Source organism: Bifidobacterium xylocopae, assembly GCF_003315615.1.
GTDB lineage: Bacteria > Actinomycetota > Actinomycetes > Actinomycetales > Bifidobacteriaceae > Bombiscardovia > Bombiscardovia xylocopae.
The window spans coordinates 1-19,967 of record NZ_PDCH01000013.1 but is presented as its reverse complement, the minus strand read 5'-3'; the positions used below and the strand labels follow the sequence as shown (position 1 = coordinate 19,967).

Here is a 19,967-nt window from a genome sequence, read left to right as displayed (position 1 = left end):
CCGACAACCTGCTGGTGTTGAGGGAGGGGGCCCTTCTTGTCCGGTCACGTCGCGAGACGGATGCCAGGGCGAATCAGAAACCCAGCTGCTGCAACTGCTTGGGGTCACCTTGCCAGTTCTTGGCCACCTTGACATGCAAGTCCAATTTCGCTTTGACCCCCAAGGTCCGGTTGACGCGCGTGCGCAGACGCTTCTTGACCCTGACCAGATGCTCGGCTCCCCTTCCGATGATGATGGGCTTCTGAGAGTCGCGTTCCACGTAAATCGAGACATGCACCAAAGCCTTGTCATTGGGCCTGCCGTCGGCTTCGGTCCCCTCCCCCGGCATTTCGACATCGTCGACGACGACGGCCAGGGAATGGGGCAGCTCATCATCCAACTCTTCCAGGAAGGCTCCACGGATCAGCTCCGCGACCGTGTCCTCGGGCCGCTCTTCACTGACCTGCCCGGCGGGATACATCTGCGGACCGGCCGGCATGGCATCCACCAGCACCCGTTTGACTTCGTCCAGATTGTCGACAGCCAGCGCCGACACCGGCACAATGTCTGAGAAATCCGCGAAGGTGGTGATTTCGACCAGCTTGGACATCAGGTCGGTACGGTCCAGCTCGTCTATCTTGGTCACTATTGCGATCAGGGGCAGCTTCCAGTGCCAGGAACCGTCCTGGCCCTTGCTGGCGAAGTCCTGGCGAAGCCGGCTCAGGATACGGCGGTCGCCGGGGCCGATCTCCTGGTCCGCCGGCAGGAGGAAAGCGATCGCATCCACCTGGGAGAGCGAATCCTGCACCACTTCGTTCAGGCGTTTTCCCAAGAGGGTCCTGGGCTTGTGGATGCCCGGGGTGTCCACCAGTACGATCTGTGCCTTCTCGGTCGTCAGGATACCGCGGATGGCCTTACGCGTGGTTTCGGGCCGCGAGGAGGCAATCGCCACCTGCCGGCCCACCAGGGCGTTGATCAGGGTCGACTTACCTACATTGGGCCGACCGACGACAGCGACGAAACCCGACCGGTAGGCGTTTCCTGTTGTATCCGAGGCGACTTCGCCCTGGCTGGCCCTGGCTGTCTGACTCATGCTGATTGCTCTCCCTGCATTCACTGCGATCCAATATCCCCGATGGGCACCGGGGATCGACCTACAAGCCTACGCCTGGGCTTCGTCCAACCCAGTGCCGTCCGCTTCGGTCTTTTCACGCTGGTCCGGACCGCCAGCCGGTTCCACGATGATGGTGGCGATCTTCTTGCGTCGGCCCGCGGCGTCGGCGGCGGTCAGTTTGAGACCCCTGGTCACGGCGGACGACCCGACGATCGGCACCGAGCCCAGGAGTTTCGTCAAGAGACCGTAGACCGTATCCACATCATCCTCATCAATGTCAATCTCGAAAATGTCCTCCAGCTCGGCGATCGGCGTGCGGGCCGGAAGCTTCCATGTATGCTCGCCGATACGTTGGGGCTCATCATGCTGGATCCGATCGTGCTCATCCTCCAACTCGCCGACAATCTGTTCGATGGCGTCCTCGATCGTTACCAGACCGGCGATGCCGCCATACTCGTCGACGACGATGGCCAGGTGGTGGCGTGTACGCTGCATCGAATGGAAGAGGTCATCGACAGGCTTGGATTCGGGAACCAGTACAGCCTTGCGGGCCATGGAACCTGCCACCCTGTCCTCGGCCTCCGGCTCGAAGGCGATGGCTTTTACTACATCCTTGAGATACAGGATGCCTTTGAGATCGTCCACATCCTCGCCAATTACCGGAATACGCGAGAAACCGGAGCGGGAGAACAGTTTCAGCGCCGAAGCAAGCGGTGTCTCCTGACCGATGCAGATCATATCCGTGCGGGGCACCATGATCTCGCGCGTGAGTGTGGTCGACAGGGTGAGGACGCTGTTGAGCATCTCGGATATCTCGGGATCGAATGCACCGGCTTCGACCAATTGGTCCACCATGACCCGACCTTGCTCGATTTGAATCTTCTCCAGCTCCTCGTCGTCGGACAGGTCGTCGTCGCGTCCGGCGCCGCCCCGCTCGGCCTTGGATGGGCGGGCGAAGGGGGTCAGGGCCACCGCCAGGGCCACCGCCCTCGCATGCCGAAGCATGATGTCCAGCGGCTTTCGCGCTCCATTGAACCGGGGCCTGGCCTTGACCGAAATCACCGCCACCAGGAGTGAGAAGACGAATCCGCTGACCAGGTCGGCCCAGACCGGCAACCGCAGCAGCCCGGCCATACTGGATACCAGAACCCCGGTCATGATGTTGCACAGGACCCGGAAGAACGCGCATGAACCCGTGGTTGCATGCCGGTCCACGATCAGGCCCTGCACCCGATGAACCTTGTCTATGCGCTTCATACGTGAAAACTGGCTGAGTTCCCCGTCCGTCTGCAGGCCCAGGACCAGGTTGTTCAGGCTGGACTTGGTCACCCGGGATACAGCGCCCTCGGCCGCAGCCATGACCAGGGACAGCCAGACCAGAAGCAGGGCGGCCATCCCCAGGGCCACCGCAGAGGCGATCAACTCAACGCTCATCAGGCCCGCTCCCCGACTTTCGCCTGTCCGCCTGGCCCCGCTCGTACAGGGCCAGGGCATCGGGTACACCGGCAGGGAGCTGCGCCCGTTCCATCGGTCCAGGACGCTCAGCCAGGAAGGTGAGGAGGAGCTGGCGTTGCAAACCGAACATCTGCCGCTCCTGGACCCGGCTGGCATGGTCGTAGCCCAGCAGGTGGAGGCATCCGTGGATGGTCAGCAGAAGCATCTCCTCCATGGCCGTGTGGCCGGCGGCCGCAGCCTGCTGATTCGCCACCCAGGGGCAGATTACGATGTCACCCAGGATGCCCTCGGGCAGTGTCAGCCCATCACCGGGGCGCAACTCGTCCATGGGGAAGCTCATCACATCGGTCGGTCCCTCCAGGCCCATCCACCTTTCATGTAGGACCGCCATGGGCTCCGGGTCATTGAACATGATGGTCAAGTCGGACATGGTGGACACCCGCATTTGATCGAGCACCCACAGGCCCAGGTCAGAGAATATCTTCGGTTCGATCGACCACTGGGTCTCGTTCGTGACTTCCACACTCATGCGTGCTCCTCCACCGTTTGCGCGTCAACGGCCTCGTGACGGCCCCGGCCGGCACCGGCTTGAAAGGCCGCATAGCGGTCGTATGCCTGGACGATCCTGCCGACCAGCTGATGACGGACCACGTCCCCTGCGCCCAGATGGACGAATGCGATGTCGTCGACACCGCCCAGGATTGCCTCGATCGAGACCAGGCCCGAGGCCGGCAGACCTAGATCGACCTGTGTCACGTCCCCGGTAATGACCATTCTTGAATTGAAGCCCAGACGGGTCAGGAACATCTTCATTTGCTGGCGGGTCGTGTTCTGCGCCTCGTCCAGTATCACGAAGGCATCGTTCAGGGTGCGTCCGCGCATATAGGCCAGCGGCGCGACCTCGATGGCCCCGCTCTCCATGAGCCGGTGCATGCGTTCGCCGCCGAGCATGTCGCCAAGGGCGTCGTAGAGGGGGCGCAGGTAGGGATCAACCTTCTCCGTGAGCCCGCCCGGCAGGAAGCCAAGATTCTCACCGGCCTCGACCGCTGGTCGGGTCAGGATGATCCGCGTGACCTGTCGGGAGCGGAAAGCCTGGACGGCTTTGGCTACGGCCAGATAGGTCTTGCCGGTGCCAGCCGGTCCGATGCCGAAGGTGACCGTGTGGGTTTCGATCGCGTTGACATAGCCAGACTGGCCACGGGTCTTCGGCCGCACGGGGCGTCCGGCCGCATAGGCGATCACCCCTGGCTGGCGGGGACGTCGTGCCTCCTGGTCGAAAAGGCCGTCCGGCCCGGACTTCGGCTCAGGAAGCCGCAGAGCGCCCACGGCGGCCGCGTTCGCCGCCAACCGCTCTGATTGCCGGGTGGGCACGTCCTGGTTCAGCCTGTTCTGGTCCAGGAAACGCTCGACTGTCCGCGGGCTCAGAGGTCCACTGTAGGCGGAGTCAATGAGGGTCTCCAGGAGTTCCTGGGCCCGCTGAGCCTGGCCGTCGGCCTCCTTGGATGACGCCCGGAGGAGGATGCGGTTGCCCCGGGCCATGATGGAGACCTCAGGAAAGGCGTTCTCCACCCTTCGCAGGATCGAGTCCGACGGCCCCAGGACCGTCACGGGGTCAAGCCCCGAGGGAATCGTGATCGCGCGTTTGGTCACAGCCACCATCCACCGCCCGCCTTACTCATCCATGACCTCTCCGGTCAGCACGTGTGCGTGGACGTGGAACACCGACTGCCCTGCGTCGCGTCCAGTGTTGAAGATCAACCGATAGGCCCCATGGAAGGCCTGATCGGCTATGTCCTGGGCCTTGAGGACCATGCGTCCCAGAAGCTGGGGATCGGCCGCCGCCAGCTCGGCCACATCCGCATAGTGCCGCTTGGGAACAATCAGGACATGGACCGCGGCCTTCGGGTTGACATCCTTGAAAGCATACAGTTCACCGTCCTCATAGACCTTTTCGCTGGGAACCTGCCCGGCCACTATCCTGCAGAACAGGCAGCCCTCATCCCTGGTGCTCTCACTCATGCGTGCTCCTCGCTCACTGGCGCCGCCGGCACTCCTGTCGGAGCAGGATCAACGGCCCATCCATGCTTCTTATCTTATGGCCCAAGCCGGATAAGGCGGCTGCATACCGCCGAAGGCGGACGGATTGTGCTCCCACGCTGGTTCACCGGTCGAAAAGCCCCAGGGCGTCGCTGACCGCCGTAAGAGCCACCGGACCGGCCGTCGAGGCCCGCAGTATGTTGCGGCCCAATGTCGTGGACAGGGCACCGGCATGGGTCAGGGCATCGGCCTCATGCTCGCTGACCCCACCCTCGGGACCGACGATCACCGAGACACGCAGCCCTTCGGTACCGGCTCCGGCCATACGCTCCAGGCCACGACGTACCTGGGCCCAGGTACGGTTCGCGTCCTGGTGGAGAAGGATGACCATGGAGCCGGGCCCACTCTCTCGCTCACAGTAGCCGACGAGGCCCTTCGTGGTCAGGCAGGGGTCCAGAACAGGCCGCCAGACCCTGCGTGACTGTTCGCTGGCCGCATCAAGGAGGGCACCCCACTTACGCTCCATCTTCCCGGCCTTCCACTTGACGATCGAACGGTCGGCCTGCCAGGGCAGCACACGATCCACACCAATCTGACAGGCCATATCCACGGCCTGCTCGTCCCTGCCGCCTTTGGCCAGAGCCTGGACCAGGGTCAGGGTCAGGTCCGATTTGGGCTCCCGTCCAACCTTGATGACCTCGACCAGGCCCGCGCGGGGGTCGAGGACGCGAGCGCTGATCCGCAATCCAGCACCATCGGTCAGTTGCAATCGGTCGCCGTCCCCCAGGCGCATGGAGGCGAAGGCGTGCCGGCGCACATGCTGAGGCAGGGTCAACCGCCAGCCGGTATGGAACTCATCGGCCTTGACCGGCGTATCGTCACATGCCGGATCAAACAGGAAGAGAGGGTCGGTCATGCAGGTTATCCTAGCGACAAGCCCAGAAGAGCCCTCCCCTGCAGCCGGTCCGACCACCGTGCCGATCGGCTTTTGGGCGCTTTCGCACACTCAGAACCCATAGCCCCGGCATCTGCTGTTCGAATCCACCCAAAACCGAATCGACCGGGGTGACAGCCGGGGTGACAGGAGGGGGCATGGGACGCGGTTCCAAGCCGAACGCCTGCATCAGGACGACACGCGCCCTCATGCTGTCCATGCGAAAGGGAACATTGGGTGCTATAGTCTTCATGTTGTCATTGCACTCGTCCGGGTGGCGGAATGGTAGACGCGCTAGCTTGAGGTGCTAGTGCCTATTTTATACAGGCATGCGGGTTCGACTCCCGCTCCGGACACTTTCTTCCGTATACTTTGTTCCGCAATTTTCCAAAGCAATCGTTCACAATCAATCCTATGCATCGCAGGACTCAGGCAACCACTCAGAAACCGGCTCGATGGTTCCGGTCCAGAGCCCGTCAACACATATGCCGTAGACCGGCCCGCTCGCGTAAGCCGTCCGCCGTTGCCCGGCCTCACCCCTGCGCAACCCCAACCGATTCACCGGCCGGCTCAACAGGGATCTCGATTCGGCTGACATACTCCCGGAAGTCGTCCGACTCGTATTCCCCGATCAGGCAGAATTCGATAGGGTCGCCACACATCCGGTAGCCTTCACGCTCGATCTTGCCCTTGAGCTTGGTGTAGGCGGGCACGCATCCGGCGAAGGAGCCCTTGAAGGTGTACCCGGCGTACAGCCCCGCCGGCAGCCGGTAGTTGCCGTGGAAGTCATCTGCGTCGCAATAGAGCATGATCGCTTTGGCCGGGAAGCAACCGTTGATCATGGAGCTGGTGTCCACCCGGTAGCAGGTGAGGGTCCTGAGCGCACGTAGACTCTCGTGGTGGTCGGCCATGTACCGTGCGAAAGCGAAAGGGATGTCGTCGTAATAGACAAGCTCGCTTGATATCAACGCACATGGGCGTTCGGGTTTGCGCTCGATCGTCATCCGATCGGCCTGTGCCTGGGCGACGGCCTGGGTGTACAGCTTGAGTCCGTCGAAGATGCCGGCCTTGACTGAGCTCAGATAGGCGATCTGCTGGTCGATTCGGTCCATCTCATAGCCCATGAGTTCCATGGTGGAGCTGAATGAACGGTGGTCGAAATACCGCTTCATCTGGTCAAAGCTGAAGCCCATGCTCCGCAGTTCGAAGATGACATTGAGCTTGGCGAAATCGTGGGGGCCATAGATTCGGTAACCGTTGGCGGGGTTCCTTTCCGGCACGACCAGGCCCAGACGCTCGTAATAGTACAGGGTGTCGATCGTGGTGTCATAGACCTTGGCGGTCTCCTTGATCGAGCAACCCCGATCGATCAGACGCTTGGGTTCGGGCATGACCTCTTCACTGCCGGATCGCAACCCCTCCATACAACCTCCAACCCTGGTGCAAGGCAAGGGTTTCCTCGCCCGGCATATCGACACGGGCATTCATACACACAGTGTCATTCAATGGTTTCCAGCATACCCAATGCACATGGACGGCACCAAAAACCCGCAATGCGTCGACTTGACCCTGGTGCAAGGCAAGGGCATAACCTGTAGCTGTCTTACAAGGGGGCGGATGAGGAAGTCCGCCCGACACACGCCTGGACAAAGGCACAAAGGAGCATGAACAGATGGTAGAAGTCAGCACCAAGTATGGCACCATGGTCGGTGCCGACGGCCCGGATGGCACCCAGTCCTTCAAGGGCATCCCCTTCGCCAAGCCTCCGGTCGGTCCCCTGCGCTGGAAGGCGCCGCAGCCTTTGGAACCCAATGGCGGTGTCCATGACTGCACCGACTATGGTTATTCGGCCATGCAGAAGTACGACCCGGTCATGTACGCATCCCGCCGCCAGCAGAATGAGGACTGCCTGACACTCAATATCTGGCGTCCTGACGGCGAGTCCAAGGACTTGCCGGTCATGGTCTTCATCCATGGCGGCGCATACGTCGAAGGCGGCTCATCGGATCCCATGTACGACGGCACCAACATCGTCAGGCGGGACAAGGTCATCTATGTGACCTTCAACTACCGTGTGAACCTGTTCGGCTTCATGAACCTTGCCTCCCTGCCCGGTGGAGCGGAATACAAGGAGTCCGGCTACGCCGGTCTCATGGACCAGGCCGCGGCCCTCGGCTGGGTCAAGGAGAACATCGCCGATTTCGGAGGCGACCCCGAGAACATCACCCTCTTCGGTGAATCCTGCGGCTCCGGATCGACCATGCTGCTGTCCGTTGCCCCCTCGGCCAAGGGCCTCTTCCATCGTGCAATCGGCGAATCCGGCCCTATTCAGCTCTACAACAGGCCCGAGGCCACAGCCCCCTACGCCCAGGAGTTCATGGAGATGCTCGGCTGCAAGAGCGCCCAGGAGATGGCTGCCCTGCCCGTCGGTGACATCATGATGAAGTTCACCGAAGAGTTCTTCCCCAAGCACATCCACGAGGTCTCCCTGATCTTCGCCCCCACCTGCGACGGGGACTTCCTGCCCAAGAAGCCTCTCAAGGCCTTCAAGGACGGGGCGGCCAAGGACATAGACATCATGATCGGCTGCAATGAGGATGAGTTCGCCTACTGGAAGCTCTACTTCAAGGACTTCGCCACCGAGATGCCCGACTTCTGGCACCATCAGGCCATCTTCCACTTCGACGGCAAGCTGGACTCCGACAAGTACGAGTCTGAATGGAAGAGCCGCCATACGGAGGGCGACCAGGCCGAGAGCTACCTGGAGTATGCCAACCAGATCGGTTTCCGCGTGGGTACCGACCTGATGGCCGAATACCAGTCCCAGTACCGCGACACATACGAATACCTGTTCACCTACGCCTCGAAGATCCCGGGCATGGGCTCCTGCCATGCGATCGAGCTCCCGTTCGTCATGCACAACACCCAGCGGCCCGATTTGCCCAAGACCCTGACCGGCGAGGTGCCGCCCATGCACCTGTCCGATGAGATGGCCGATGCCTGGGCCTCCTTCGCCGCCACAGGCAAGCCCGTATCCGGCGTTGGCGACAGCTGGGAGCCCTATGGCGCAGGCGAACCCCACCACACGATGGTGATCAACGAGGACGGCTGGAAGCTCGAGCAGGATGTCAACAAGGAGAACATCGACATGCTGCGCCCCGCCTTCCAGGAATGCCTATTGGAGAGCGAGTGAACCGAAGGCGGCATGCCTTCGGTTCGAAATCCGCTGCAGACAGCGGAGGGAGAACGAACGATTATGGAAAAGATGAAAAAACCGGCCTATCGCTGGGTCATTCTGGTCATCGTATGCCTTGTAGGCATCCTGTCCAACTATATGCAGTACCAGATATCGGCCCTGGCCGTCTTCCTGATGCCCATGCTCAAGATCAGCCAGACCGGCTTCTCGACCCTGATGATGATGCCCATGCTCACCGCTGTCTTCCTGAGCATCCCCATGGGCACCTACGGCGACCGCATCGGCCCCAAGAAGGTCGTGCTCGCCGGCCTGGCCGTCGCCGTCATCGGCGCCTGGGTGCGTACCTTCGGCCTGAACTTCCCCATGCAGGTCCTCTCCATGTTCCTGCTCGGGGCCGGTATCGCCGCCCTGAACTCCAACCTGGTGAAGATCTTCAGCGTCTGGTTCGGTGACCAGACCCAGATGGCCATGGGCTTCTTCTTCGGATCCGCCGGTGTCGGCGTCATCCTGGCCCAAATGGTCGCCCCCATGTTCTCGGTCTTCAACTCCTACCTGATCGCCGCCATCATCCTGACGGTCGCCACGATCATGTGGATCATCCTGATCAAGGACGCGCCTGACGGCGTGACCCTGCCGCCCGCCACAGACTCGCCGCTCAAGTATTTCGGCGTAGCCGCCAAGAGCCGCAACGTGTGGCTGGTCGCCCTGTGCTACGGCTTCTCGATGGCCGCCTCCACGGCCTTCGCCGGGTTCATTCCGCAGACGCTGATCAACTCCAATGGCTTCACCCCGCAGACCGCCGGCATGGTGGCTTCGGCCGCCGCCCTGGGCTCCATCATCGGCTCCATCGTGGGCCCGGCCATCAGCTCCCGCCTGGGCAAGTGGAAGGGCTTCCTGGTCCTGACCATCGTCGTAGGCGCCTGCTTCATGACCTACTTCTGGGCCGTGGTCATCATGATGCAGCAGGCCCCGACCCTGGCCATCCTGCTGACGATCATGTTCGTCTCCGGTGCCTTCGGCGCCATCAACGGGCCGATCGTCCAGGCCATGCCCTTCGCCCTGCCCGACATCCGCGGCAAGTACGCCGGTTCCGCCGGCGGCCTGGTCAGCACCATCGGCCTGCTGTGCGCCTTCTTCATCCCGGTCATCATCTCGGCCGTGGCTGGAGGCAACTACGTGCTCAACCTGGGCTTGGAGAGCCTGATCTTCCTGCTCTCGGTGGTCTTCGTCCTGCTCATCCCCGAGCTGGGCCCCAAGGGCGAGATCGCCCAGTCCATCGCCAAGCAGGACCAGCTGGCCGCCGCCCAGGCGCAAGCCTGAGCCTCTGCCGACTGACTAATCGACCGACTGACTAACTGCGATTGATTACCGGTTGTGGCCGGCGGGATACCCTTCCCGCCGGCCACAACCATATTTGTTTTTACCTTCTGTCTTCCCACTCCCCCGAATCGAGCGGACCGCCCTTCGCTCAGATGGGACCGCCCATGTCGGCGTATTTCCTGCCTCCGTAGGCGCTGTAGGGAACCAGGAAGAACCCGGTCAGCAGCAGACCGGCCATGAGGGCCGCAAGGACGCGGACCCCGTCAATGGTCAGGGCCGCCAGCAGGGTCAGGGCGCACAGGGCGATGAAGGACCAACCCCCGGCCCGCTGCACCCGTCGCCAGGATCCCCGGCTGACGTAGTCCCCGGGCAGGCGGGTGCCGAACACATGGTTGGGTTTGACCCGTGGCATGAAGTTGCCCAGGACGATGAAGCACAGGCCCATCAGGCCGCACAGGAGCCTGGAGGCATCCAGCGAAGAGGCCGGAGCCGACCGGAAAGGCATCGGAAGCTGACGGTTCGGGGATCTTTGCCCCTTTGGAGTAGTGTGCCATGGAGTAGTGTGCCACGATGCCTGCCCGATTCTCAGTATGATTCCGTATCTTCCGCACCGGTTGCCGGAGGCATCGGGAGGCCGGGCGTTGGGCGTTGGGCCCGCCACTAGCGATCGCATGGATCGGCGCCGGTCCGCAGCCCTCAGTCTTTGACGGCCGCCCGGGCACGGGCTTTGTGCCGTTCGACGCCGGCGCCGGTCCGCAGCCGGTAGAGCCAGAGGATGGTCTCGTCCAGGGCGGTCAGGTTGAGTTCGTAGACGATGCGGTTGCCTGACCTTCTGCCGGAGACCAGGTGGGCTTCCTTGAGCTTTTTGAGATGGTAGGAGAGCTTGGAGGGTTGCAGCCCGACGTGCTCGCCGATGGCGCCCGCCTCCAGCCCGCCCTCCTGCAGCAGGTCCAGGATACGCCGCCGTGCAGGGTCCGACAGGGCGGAGAGGGTCTCTTGGGTCCCCATGACAACCTCCTTTCACTAATGTTGAACTACACCATACACCAATTTCAATTTATTTTAGAATACTGTCATGAAGCCGCTCCGACCGGCCGGTTTTGTCTACACCGACCCTGGCCCGGCCCAGGCGCTTGGGGTGGGACGGGTCGGTTATGATGAGAGCCGTAGCAGGCGGCTGTGGAGCGAACGGAGATGGGTGAGCATGCGAATCGTGCCGGTGGAGTCGATCGAGGATGAGCGCCTGGACGCCTATACGCATCTGACCGAGCTCCAACTGCGCAACCGTCTGGAACCGGCCAAGGGCCTGTTCATCGCCGAATCGCCCAAGGTCATCGGCCGGGCCCTGGATGCGGGCGTGGAACCGATCTCCTTCCTGGTGGAGGAGCCCTGGCTGGCCGGCATGGAGCCCTTCTTCCGCCAGGTGGAGCAGGGTTGGGGTGTGGATGTGCCGGTCTACGTGGCCTCCCCCGCCCAGCTCAAGCGGATCACCGGCTATCGCCTGCACCGGGGGGCGCTCTCCGCCATGCGCCGCTGGCCGCTGCCTTCGGTCGAGGCGGTCTGCCGGGGGGCGAAGCGGGTGGCGGTGATGGAAAACATCGTCGACCATACGAACGTGGGGGCCCTGATGCGATCGGCGGCCGCCCTCGATGTGGACGCGGTCCTGGTGACGCCCTCCTGCGGCGACCCACTCTACCGGCGGGCTGCGCGCGTCTCGATGGGCACGGTCTTCCAGGTCCCTTGGACCCGGATCGGCGGTGACGACAGCGACTACTGGCCCGGCCGCGGCCTGAAGGAGCTGCACGACCTGGGTTTCACTACCGTGGCCATGGCCCTACGCGACGACTCACTGAGCATGCAGGAGCTGGCGGCACGCTTGCACGACGGGCGGATCGGACGGCTGGCCCTGATCTTCGGCACGGAGGGCGAAGGGCTGACGCCCGCCACCATCGCCGGCGCCGACCTGACGGTCCGCATCCCCATGGCCCACGGCGTCGACTCACTCAACGTAGCCGCCTCCTCCGCCGTAGCCTTCTACGCCACCCAATCCTGACCCCGTTCGGCCGACCCGATTCTCGTCTGTTCCCTACTCCCTACTCACTTCCGACCACTCCCACACCCCTCAAAACCGCTGTCGGGCACTTTCTCACACGTCAATCGTTGAACCCGGCAGCCAGGCGTGCGAAGCTGCCCAAAACCGTTCAAGTCCCTGAATGACGCGCTTCCTGTACCAGGACGATACCGGCAATCCGCTCTTGGGCGGGTTCGAGCAGCGTGTGCCCAGCCTCCATCACGACAGTGTGCGAAGCTGCCCAAAACGCCGTAACGCCGGTAAGGTCGACTGCTGGCATGGGCCGATGGGGTTGGAGAACGATTTTTGGGCAGATTCGCACAGGATGAGCCGCGGTATTGCGGGATGGCTGTGCGAATCTGCCCAAAACCAGATTGCGGGCTCAGGCCTGCGGGGTCTCTTCGATGTAGTCGTTGGCTGAGATGGTGCCGCGGGCGCGGCCGATGGCCTTGAGGCCGTGGTACATGACCAGGGTGGCGACCGAGCCGATCGCGATGCCGTTGAAGGAGATGCCCTGGATGGCGAAGGTGAAGTCGGCGATGCCGACGATCATCACGACAGCGCCTACCGTCATGTTGACCGTCTTGCCGAAGTCAACCTTGTTCTCCACCCAGATCCGCACACCCAACATGCCGATCATGCCGTAGAGCAGGGTGGTCACCCCGCCCAGGACCCCGCCGGGGATGGTGTTGATGATGGCGCCGAACTTGGGGCACAGGCTCAGCAGGAAGGCGAACAGGGCCGCGCACCAGTAGGCCGCCGTTGAGTAGACCTTGGTGGCCGCCATGACACCGATGTTCTCGGCATAGGTGGTCGTACCCGAGCCACCGCCGAGACCGGCGAAGAAAGTGCCGATGCCGTCGGACATGAGCGCGGTGCCAATCCGCTGGTCATAGTCGCGGCCGGTCATCAGCGAGACGGACTTGACGTGGCCGATGTTCTCCGCCACCAGTACCAGGACCACCGGGATGAACATGGCAAGGACCGTTGGATCCGCCTGGGGCAGGTGGAACTTGGGCAGGCCGAACCAGGCCGCCTCTTCCACAGCTCCGAAATCCACCTCGCCCTGTGTGACGGCAAACATATAGCCGACGATAACGCCCAGCAGGATGTTAAGCCGTCCGATCAGCCCCTTGAACAGAACCGATATGAGCATGACCGCCAGTAGCGTGACCAGGGCGGTGAGCGGGGCGGCCTTAAAATTCTTCCAGGCGGAGGGCGCCAGGTTGAAGCCGATGATGGCCACGATCGCGCCCGTCACCATCGGCGGCATCACGATGTCGATCCAGCGAGCACCGGCGAAGTGGACGACCACGCCGATGACCGCCAGCAGGGCGCCGGTCACCATGATGCCGAAGGAGGCGACCGCCAGCCCCTTATGAGCTGCCGTCACTGCCATGACCGGGGCTATGAAGCCAAAAGAGCTGCCCAGATATGATGGCAGCTTATTGGCGTTCATTAACAAAAACAGCGCCGTGGAAAGCGCTGTAAAGAACAAAGTGGTCGACGGATCGAAGCCCGTCAATATCGGAACCAGGAAGGTCGAACCGAACATGGCGATCACATGTTGGGCACCGATCCCCGCCGTCCGCGGCCAGGTCAGCCGCTCATCTGGCTCCACCACATCGCCGGGAGCCAATGATTTCCCGTTACCGTGCAGTTTCCAACCGTTCAGGATTGACATACGGTATGCTCTCTTCCCAGTCGCCGTGCCGGTCACGGCGCACTGAGAACCCCATCATATTACAAGACAGAGACTGATGCTCGCGGTCAACCGCAGTCAGCGTTCCAATTCCGAGCGACACACCGGCAGCCTAATGACACCGGCAGTTCTACTGGGCGATAGGCAGATTGTCGATATTGAGCCCGATGGCCGCCAGCTGCTCCTTGCCTTCGGGGGTGATCATCTTGAGACTCCACCGGGGCGACCAGGTCCAGTCGATTCGGAACTCCTCGACCAGTCCGGCCAGCATCTGAGCGCACTCGTCCTCGATCAGCCCTGTCAGAGGGCAGGCTGGCGTGGTCAGGGTCATCGTGATGATGGCACGCCCCTGCTCGTCGATCTCGACCCCGTAGACCAAGCCCAAATCCACCACGTCGATGCCCAGCTCCGGGTCGATCACCTGGTGGAGGGCCTCACGCACATCCTTGGCTGTGGCGCGACCTATGTCGTCCACAGCCTTGAGCGGAATCGCATCCTCCGCCGCGGCCTGGGCCTCGCTGGCCGTCGCGCTCCCGCTGTCAGCGGTCGTCGTTGCTTCGCTCATGACTGCCCCTCATCCCGTCGGCCTGTGCCGACCCCATCGTTGATGCGCGTCAGGGCCTGGGCCACAGACGCTTTCATGCCCTCCCAGGCCAGTAGAGCGCATTTGATGCGCATGGGATAGCGCGAAACACCTTGAAAGGCGACCGCATCCCCCAGCGCCTCGTTCGCGTCCTCGTCGTCCAGTCCCGCACCCCTGGACTCCATCAGCTGATGGAAATCAGCGGCCAGTGCCATGGCCTGGTCGACGTTCTGCCCCTGGACCAGGTCCACCATGACCGACAGCGATGCCTGCGAGATCGAACAACCCTGCCCGTCCCAGACAATCCGTTCGATCCTGTTAGGCTTGCCGTCCGAGCCGTCGGAGACTTCGACATGCACGGTTGCCGTGTCGCCACAGGTGGGGTTGAACTGCTGGGACTGGGCCGGCACGCAGTACTCGTGCTCCAGCCGCAGAGTCTGCGCGCCGCCGGAAGAACCGTCATAGGCGGACGGGTCGTCCTGGCCGCCCAGCTCAATCCTGCCGTGCGGGTGCCTGGAAGCGTCCAGGATGACCTCCTGGTACATCTGCTCCAGCTCCTGTTCGCTCATGCCGTAATCGTCTGTCATGTTCACCAACCTACCTGCATCCTGTGGTCCTGTCCAAAGTCCGTGCGCCGCAGGTGAAACACCGCAACGACCGCCATGACACCGCATGCCCCCTCCGGTTCTTCAGGCCCCGAAGAAACCTCTGACACCGCGCACCGCATCAAGGAGTTCGTCTGCATCGGCGATGCTGTTGTAGACCCCGACCGAGGCACGGTTGGAGGCGAACAGGCCGAAGTGCCGGTGGACCGGCTGGGCGCAGTGGTGACCCGTCCGAATGGCGATGCCGCGCGAATCCACATACTGCCCCACATCATGGGGGTGGATACCGGCCACATCGAAGGCGACCGTGCCGATGCGGTCTTCTGGAGACACGGGGCCGAGGATGCGTACGCCCTCGACCTCATTCAAGTTCAAAAGCTCAGCCGTGATGGCACGCTCATGTTCCGCGACCCGCTCCATGCCCAGATCCCGCATCCAATCGGCGGCTTCACCGGCGGCGATGACCTGGGCGACCGGCTGCGTACCGGCCTCGAACCGGGCCGGAGGCGCCATGTACTGGGCGGGCTTGTCCAGGAAGGCCAGCTCCACCATGGAGCCGCCGAAGGAGGCCGGAGGCAGAGCCTCCAGGAGCTCCCGCCGCCCGTAGAGGAAGCCGACGCCGGTGGGGCCGTACATTTTATGGGCCGACCAGGCCGCGAAATCCACATCAAGGGCGTGAAGGTCGATGGGTAGGTGGGGGACGGACTGGCAGGCGTCCAGGACAACCAGGGCGCCCACCTGGTGGGCGCGTTCCACGATCGGTGCCAGGTCGGTGATAGCTCCGGTCACATTCGACACGTGGGTTATGGCAACAACCTTGGTCCGCTCGCCAATCACCTGCTCGGCGGTGTCCGAGCGGATCCTGCCCTGCTCATCCAGGCCGAACCACTTGAGGCTGGCCCCGGTGCGCTGACAGAGCTCCTGGAAGGGCAGGAGGACCGAGTGATGCTCGGCCTGGCTGACCACCACCTCATCGCCGGGCCCCAGGGCGAAGCGTCGGGCCGCCTGTCCTCCCCTCCCCTGGGATGCATTGCCGAAGGCCGTGGCCAGCAGGTTCAGGGACGCCGTGGCTCCGGCGGTGACGACGATCTCCTCCTGGCCTTCTTCGGCCTGGGCGCCCACCAGCCGGGCGACCTTGGCCCGGGCATGTTCGAAGGCCATGGTGGAACGGGCGGCCAGCTCGTGGGCGCCACGGTGGACCCCGGCATTGTCCCGCTCATAGAAGCGCGACTCGGCGTCGATGACCACCTGCGGCTTCTGGGCCGTGGCCGCCGAGTCCAGATAGACCAAGGGATGGCCGTGGATCTCCTGATCCAAAATCGGGAATTGCTCCCGTATCGCGGTGAAATCCACCATCATCCCTCCTTTATCGAAACATCGGTCCGTACGTCGGCTTACATGCCGTACCGTCCTCAGGCCAGGGCCGACTCCGAATCAGAACCTTCCGGCAGGTACTGGTCGTAGCCGGTCTCCTCCAGTTCGTCGGCCAATTCCGGCCCACCGGTCTTGACGAAGCGGCCGTCTGAGAATACGTGCACGATATCCGGTTTGATGTAGCGCAAAATCCTGGTGTAATGAGTGACCATCAGGATCCCCAAGGCGGTGTTCTCCTTCGCCCGGTTGACCCCCTCGGACACCACACGCAGCGCGTCCACATCCAGGCCGGAATCAGTCTCGTCCAGAATCGCGAATTTCGGTCTGAGCAGTTCCAGCTGCAATACTTCAGCCCTTTTCTTCTCGCCGCCGGAGAAGCCTTCGTTGACCGATCGCTGGGCGAACTTGGGGTCCATGCGCAAATTCTTCATGGCCTGGCCCAGTTCCTTGCTCCAGGTACGAATCGCCGGCGCCTTGCCGTCAATCTCCGTCTTGGCGGTACGCAGGAAGTTGGTCATCGACACGCCGGACACCTCGACCGGATACTGCATGGCCAGAAACAGCCCGGCCTTGGCACGCTCATCAGGGGTCATCCTGAGGATGTCCTCACCGTCCAACAGGGCCTGCCCAGAATCCACAAGGTACTTTGGGTGACCGGCCAAGGTGTATGCCAGGGTGGACTTGCCTGAGCCGTTGGGCCCCATGATCGCATGGGTCTCACCCGAGTTGACGGTCAGGTTGGCGCCCTTGAGGATTTGCTTGCGCCCCTCCTTGGTCTCCACGGAGACGTGCAGATCCTTGATTTCCAGTGTCGACATATCAGTTACCCTCCAAAACGTGCTTCATCTCTTCGCTCTCCCCTTTGGACAGCCGCCTGTCGATGACATCCATAAGATGACCTGAGACAGCGGGAATACCGATTTCCTCGACCAATTCGCCGAAGAACCCCCGAACCACCAGCTTGCGCGCCTCCTGTTCGGGGATACCGCGCGATTCCAGGTAGAAGAGCTCCTCTTCCTCGAAACGGCCTACCGAGGAGGCGTGTCCGGCACCGATGATGTCGCCGTTCTCGATCTCCAGGTTGGGTTCGGAATCGGCCACCGCACCCGGCGTCAACACCAGGTTGCGGTTGAGCTCGTAGGAGTCGGTGCCCGGTGCCGTCGGCCGGATCAGTGCGTTACCCACCCAGGTTGAGTGCGCCCCGGGTCCGTCCAGTGCGCCTTTGTATACCACGCGCGACCTGCAATTGGGGTGGTTATGCACCACCATCGTACGGTGTTCCATATGCTGGCCGGGGTCCACGAAATATATGCCCAGCATGTTCAGATCCCCGCCTTCGCCGCCGAACTCCTGGTCCATGCGCATACGGACCACGTCGCCGCCCAGGGTGACCACCGAATGCCGCAGGCTGGCCCCCGCTCCCAGATGGATGCGATGGTTGGCCACCTCCTTGGATGTCGGTCCCCACTCCTGGATGAAGGTGGTGGAGATATGGGAATCGGCACCGGTGCGAATCTCCACACCCTCCGCCAGACGGGCGTCGCCACCATGCTCCACCACCAGGTCCGCATGGGCCCGCTCGTCTGCCAGGATGACCAGGTGGATGGCATCGAGCTCCAGGCCACCACCCTCCACCTTCACCAGGACCGGCCGGCTGATCTCGCCTCTCAGCTCGATGACATGGGCCCGGCTGTTTGAGGCCCACTCCACGGCCGACACCTTGTCGTTGGGTTTGAGGACCGTGCCGGTCGGCGCCTGGCCCATCTCCACACTCGATACGCTGACCTGAGCGGGATCCAGGGGACCTCCGTCCATGGCGCTGACCGTCAGCGCGGTCTTCCCCGATGGTTCGAACGGCCGGAAGAACTCCTCCAAACGCTCGACCGGGGTGAAGCGCCAGTCATCCTGCCTGCGGGTGGGTGTCGCATAATCGTCGGGATCGTAGGACCGAATGGAACGGTCCGCGCTCGAGGGCATCCGCGCCGGAGCGGCATACGGGTCCTCGACCGACCCCTGTGGTATCCGAATCTCTGCCTTGTCCGTCATATCAGCCGACCGACCCTTCCATCTGCAGCTCCACCAATCTGTTCAACTCCAAGGCGTATTCCATGGGCAGCTCACGGGAGATGGGTTCCACGAAGCCTCGCACAATCATGCCCCTGGCCTCCTCCTCGCTCAGGCCGCGGCTCATCAAGTAGAAAAGCTGGTCTTCGGAGATCTTGGAGACCGTGGCCTCATGCGACATGGTGACATCGTCCTCGCGCACGTCTACATGCGGGTAGGTGTCGGAACGCGAATAGTCATCCACCAGCAGGGCATCACAGACCACCGAGGAGGAGGAGTGCTCGGCGCCCTTGACTATCTTGACCAGGCCACGGTATGCGGCCCGGCCGAGGTTGCGGGAGATGGATTTGGAGACGATGGTGGAGGACGTATGCGGAGCCAGATGAATCATCTTGGCACCCGTGTCCTGGTATTGTCCCTGGCCGGCGAATCCCAGGGACATGGTCTCTCCCCTGGCATATGGCTCAGCCAGGATGCAGGAGGGGTACTTCATCGTGGCCTTGGACCCGATGTTGCCGTCGACCCATTCCATCGATCCGCCCTCGCGCACATAGGCACGCTGGGTCACGAGGTTGTATACGTTGTTGGACCAGTTCTGCACCGTGGTGTAACGCACCCGAGCATGCGGCTCCACGACGATCTCCACGATGGCCGCATGCAGGGAATCGGTTGAATATATGGGTGCCGTGCAGCCTTCCACATAGTGCACGTACGAGCCCTCGTCCGCGATGATCAACGTACGCTCGAACTGGCCCATGTTAGGTGTGTTGATGCGGAAGTAGGCCTGCAGGGGGATGTCCACGTGGACACCCTTGGGCACGTACACGAAGGATCCGCCGGACCAGGCCGCGGTGTTCAGGGCCGCGAACTTGTTGTCATCGGCGGGAATGACCGTTCCGAAGTATTTCCTGAAGAGGTCCGGGTGCTCCTGCAGGGCGGTGTCGGTGTCCATGAAGATGACGCCTTGCTCCTTGAGGTCATCCCTGATGGAGTTGTAGATCACCTCGGACTCGTACTGGGCGGCCACGCCGGATACCAGCCTCTGCTTCTCGGCCTCGGGGATGCCCAGCCTGTCATATGTGCTCTTGATGTCCTCGGGCAGCTCCTCCCAGGTCTGGGCTTGCTTATCCAGGGGCTTGACATAGTACTTGAAGTCCTGTGCGTCGAAACCGGACAGGTCCACCCCCCACTTGGGCATGGGCTTGTCCAGGAAGGACCGGTATCCCTGCAGACGGCGCTCCAGCATCCACTCGGGCTCGTGCTTGTCGGCCGATATGGCCCTGACAACATCCTCGTCGATGCCTTTCCTGGCGGCCTCTCCGGCCGCGTCGGAGTCATGCCAGCCGTAGCTGTAGTCGCCGAACTGGGAGAGGATCTCGTCGTCCTGTTTGATCTTGTCTTCGTTGACCCGGGAGCGGTCAGCCACGTACTGACTCATCTCTACATCCCGTGCCGTATCCGTCTGCTTCGAGCTGTCACTCACGCGTACGGACCTCCTTACGACCCTGTAAGCCACCGATCAGGCGGCTGCCG

At 62.6% G+C, this 19,967-nt stretch carries 18 protein-coding genes, 1 tRNA gene and 1 pseudogene; 4 read left to right on the top strand and 16 right to left on the bottom strand.

Annotated features, from left to right (window positions below; translation table 11 throughout):
• Nucleotides 1-73: 73 nt before the first annotated feature.
• From era to CRD59_RS06200, 6 genes are all read right to left on the bottom strand, one after another.
• Nucleotides 74-1,072 carry a GTPase Era gene (gene era, locus CRD59_RS06225; protein ID WP_113853821.1) on the bottom strand — a complete coding sequence of 333 codons (999 nt, stop codon included), beginning with the start codon at nt 1,070-1,072 and terminating at the stop codon, nt 74-76.
• 69 nt (nt 1,073-1,141) lie between these two features.
• A complete protein-coding gene (locus tag CRD59_RS06220) occupies nt 1,142-2,527 on the bottom strand; it encodes a hemolysin family protein (RefSeq protein WP_113853820.1) in 1,386 nt (461 codons plus the stop codon).
• Complete coding sequence (gene ybeY / locus CRD59_RS06215; RefSeq protein WP_113853819.1) at nt 2,517-3,077, bottom strand: rRNA maturation RNase YbeY; 561 nt, start codon at nt 3,075-3,077, stop codon at nt 2,517-2,519. The genes CRD59_RS06220 and ybeY overlap by 11 nt, the downstream gene beginning before the upstream one ends.
• Entirely contained in the window at nt 3,074-4,204 is a 1,131-nt protein-coding gene (locus CRD59_RS06210) for a PhoH family protein (protein WP_113853840.1), read from the bottom strand. Before CRD59_RS06210 ends, ybeY begins: the two co-directional genes overlap by 4 nt.
• Nucleotides 4,205-4,219: 15 nt before the next feature.
• Complete coding sequence (locus tag CRD59_RS06205) at nt 4,220-4,567, bottom strand: histidine triad nucleotide-binding protein (RefSeq protein WP_113853818.1); 348 nt, start codon at nt 4,565-4,567, stop codon at nt 4,220-4,222.
• 142 nt (nt 4,568-4,709) lie between these two features.
• Nucleotides 4,710-5,501 carry a 16S rRNA (uracil(1498)-N(3))-methyltransferase gene (locus CRD59_RS06200; RefSeq protein ID WP_113853817.1) on the bottom strand — a complete coding sequence of 264 codons (792 nt, stop codon included), beginning with the start codon at nt 5,499-5,501 and terminating at the stop codon, nt 4,710-4,712.
• Nucleotides 5,502-5,787: 286 nt separating this feature from the next.
• Between CRD59_RS06200 and CRD59_RS06195 the strand changes: the two genes are divergently transcribed.
• Nucleotides 5,788-5,875, top strand: a tRNA-Leu gene (locus CRD59_RS06195).
• 177 nt (nt 5,876-6,052) lie between these two features.
• Here CRD59_RS06195 and CRD59_RS06190 read toward each other — a convergent pair.
• Complete coding sequence (locus CRD59_RS06190; protein ID WP_161522291.1) at nt 6,053-6,943, bottom strand: MerR family transcriptional regulator; 891 nt, start codon at nt 6,941-6,943, stop codon at nt 6,053-6,055.
• A 248-nt stretch (nt 6,944-7,191) separates the two neighbouring features.
• On the opposite strand from CRD59_RS06190, the gene CRD59_RS06185 reads away from it, so the two are divergent.
• Together CRD59_RS06185 and CRD59_RS06180 are read left to right on the top strand one after the other, a co-directional pair.
• Nucleotides 7,192-8,712, top strand: a complete 1,521-nt coding sequence (locus CRD59_RS06185; RefSeq protein ID WP_113853815.1) for a carboxylesterase/lipase family protein — start codon at nt 7,192-7,194, stop codon at nt 8,710-8,712.
• A gap of 63 nt (nt 8,713-8,775) precedes the next feature.
• Complete coding sequence (locus CRD59_RS06180; protein WP_161522290.1) at nt 8,776-10,035, top strand: MFS transporter; 1,260 nt, start codon at nt 8,776-8,778, stop codon at nt 10,033-10,035.
• A 148-nt stretch (nt 10,036-10,183) separates the two neighbouring features.
• Here CRD59_RS06180 and CRD59_RS06175 read toward each other — a convergent pair whose 3' ends face one another.
• Together CRD59_RS06175 and CRD59_RS06170 are read right to left on the bottom strand one after the other, a co-directional pair.
• On the bottom strand, nt 10,184-10,540 hold the full coding sequence (locus CRD59_RS06175) for an SdpI family protein (RefSeq protein WP_161522289.1): 357 nt from the start codon (nt 10,538-10,540) through the stop codon (nt 10,184-10,186).
• 191 nt (nt 10,541-10,731) lie between these two features.
• On the bottom strand, nt 10,732-11,043 hold the full coding sequence (locus CRD59_RS06170) for a metalloregulator ArsR/SmtB family transcription factor (RefSeq protein WP_113853812.1): 312 nt from the start codon (nt 11,041-11,043) through the stop codon (nt 10,732-10,734).
• A 196-nt stretch (nt 11,044-11,239) separates the two neighbouring features.
• On the opposite strand from CRD59_RS06170, the gene CRD59_RS06165 reads away from it, so the two are divergent.
• Nucleotides 11,240-12,088, top strand: coding sequence for a TrmH family RNA methyltransferase (locus tag CRD59_RS06165; protein ID WP_113853811.1), 849 nt, complete (start codon nt 11,240-11,242; stop codon nt 12,086-12,088).
• A 400-nt stretch (nt 12,089-12,488) separates the two neighbouring features.
• Here CRD59_RS06165 and CRD59_RS06160 read toward each other — a convergent pair whose 3' ends face one another.
• The 7 genes and pseudogenes from CRD59_RS06160 to sufB form a co-directional block, all read right to left on the bottom strand.
• Nucleotides 12,489-13,790: a uracil-xanthine permease family protein gene (locus CRD59_RS06160; RefSeq protein WP_113853810.1), complete on the bottom strand. Its 1,302-nt coding sequence runs from the start codon at nt 13,788-13,790 to the stop codon at nt 12,489-12,491.
• A 148-nt stretch (nt 13,791-13,938) separates the two neighbouring features.
• Nucleotides 13,939-14,304 (bottom strand): annotated as a pseudogene (locus CRD59_RS06155) (metal-sulfur cluster assembly factor); the annotation flags it as partial.
• 65 nt (nt 14,305-14,369) lie between these two features.
• Nucleotides 14,370-14,978 (bottom strand): Fe-S cluster assembly sulfur transfer protein SufU, encoded by a 609-nt coding sequence (gene sufU, locus CRD59_RS06150; RefSeq protein ID WP_113853808.1) that lies wholly within the window; start codon nt 14,976-14,978, stop codon nt 14,370-14,372.
• Between the two features lie 102 nt (nt 14,979-15,080).
• A complete protein-coding gene (locus CRD59_RS06145) occupies nt 15,081-16,352 on the bottom strand; it encodes a cysteine desulfurase (RefSeq protein ID WP_113853839.1) in 1,272 nt (423 codons plus the stop codon).
• Nucleotides 16,353-16,408: 56 nt separating this feature from the next.
• Complete coding sequence (gene sufC, locus CRD59_RS06140; protein WP_113853807.1) at nt 16,409-17,188, bottom strand: Fe-S cluster assembly ATPase SufC; 780 nt, start codon at nt 17,186-17,188, stop codon at nt 16,409-16,411.
• A 1-nt stretch (nt 17,189) separates the two neighbouring features.
• Entirely contained in the window at nt 17,190-18,416 is a 1,227-nt protein-coding gene (gene sufD / locus CRD59_RS06135) for a Fe-S cluster assembly protein SufD (RefSeq protein WP_113853806.1), read from the bottom strand.
• Nucleotide 18,417: 1 nt separating this feature from the next.
• The gene (sufB, locus tag CRD59_RS06130; RefSeq protein WP_113853837.1) at nt 18,418-19,872 is read right to left on the bottom strand and encodes a Fe-S cluster assembly protein SufB; all 1,455 of its coding nucleotides are present in this window, start codon (nt 19,870-19,872) and stop codon (nt 18,418-18,420) included.
• Nucleotides 19,873-19,967 lie beyond the last annotated feature (95 nt).

Bases quoted from the DNA above. Each gene is read 5' to 3' on its own strand.
- era (WP_113853821.1), bottom strand. From the start codon at position 1,072: ATGAGTCAGACAGCCAGGGCCAGCCAGGGCGAAGTCGCCTCGGATACA.
- CRD59_RS06220 (WP_113853820.1), bottom strand. From the start codon at position 2,527: ATGAGCGTTGAGTTGATCGCCTCTGCGGTGGCCCTGGGGATGGCCGCC.
- ybeY (WP_113853819.1), bottom strand. From the start codon at position 3,077: ATGAGTGTGGAAGTCACGAACGAGACCCAGTGGTCGATCGAACCGAAG.
- CRD59_RS06205 (WP_113853818.1), bottom strand. From the start codon at position 4,567: ATGAGTGAGAGCACCAGGGATGAGGGCTGCCTGTTCTGCAGGATAGTG.
- CRD59_RS06200 (WP_113853817.1), bottom strand. From the start codon at position 5,501: ATGACCGACCCTCTCTTCCTGTTTGATCCGGCATGTGACGATACGCCG.
- CRD59_RS06190 (WP_161522291.1), bottom strand. From the start codon at position 6,943: ATGGAGGGGTTGCGATCCGGCAGTGAAGAGGTCATGCCCGAACCCAAG.
- CRD59_RS06185 (WP_113853815.1), top strand. From the start codon at position 7,192: ATGGTAGAAGTCAGCACCAAGTATGGCACCATGGTCGGTGCCGACGGC.
- CRD59_RS06180 (WP_161522290.1), top strand. From the start codon at position 8,776: ATGGAAAAGATGAAAAAACCGGCCTATCGCTGGGTCATTCTGGTCATC.
- CRD59_RS06175 (WP_161522289.1), bottom strand. From the start codon at position 10,540: ATGCCTTTCCGGTCGGCTCCGGCCTCTTCGCTGGATGCCTCCAGGCTC.
- CRD59_RS06170 (WP_113853812.1), bottom strand. From the start codon at position 11,043: ATGGGGACCCAAGAGACCCTCTCCGCCCTGTCGGACCCTGCACGGCGG.
- CRD59_RS06165 (WP_113853811.1), top strand. From the start codon at position 11,240: ATGCGAATCGTGCCGGTGGAGTCGATCGAGGATGAGCGCCTGGACGCC.
- CRD59_RS06160 (WP_113853810.1), bottom strand. From the start codon at position 13,790: ATGTCAATCCTGAACGGTTGGAAACTGCACGGTAACGGGAAATCATTG.
- sufU (WP_113853808.1), bottom strand. From the start codon at position 14,978: ATGACAGACGATTACGGCATGAGCGAACAGGAGCTGGAGCAGATGTAC.
- CRD59_RS06145 (WP_113853839.1), bottom strand. From the start codon at position 16,352: ATGGTGGATTTCACCGCGATACGGGAGCAATTCCCGATTTTGGATCAG.
- sufC (WP_113853807.1), bottom strand. From the start codon at position 17,188: ATGTCGACACTGGAAATCAAGGATCTGCACGTCTCCGTGGAGACCAAG.
- sufD (WP_113853806.1), bottom strand. From the start codon at position 18,416: ATGACGGACAAGGCAGAGATTCGGATACCACAGGGGTCGGTCGAGGAC.
- sufB (WP_113853837.1), bottom strand. From the start codon at position 19,872: ATGAGTCAGTACGTGGCTGACCGCTCCCGGGTCAACGAAGACAAGATC.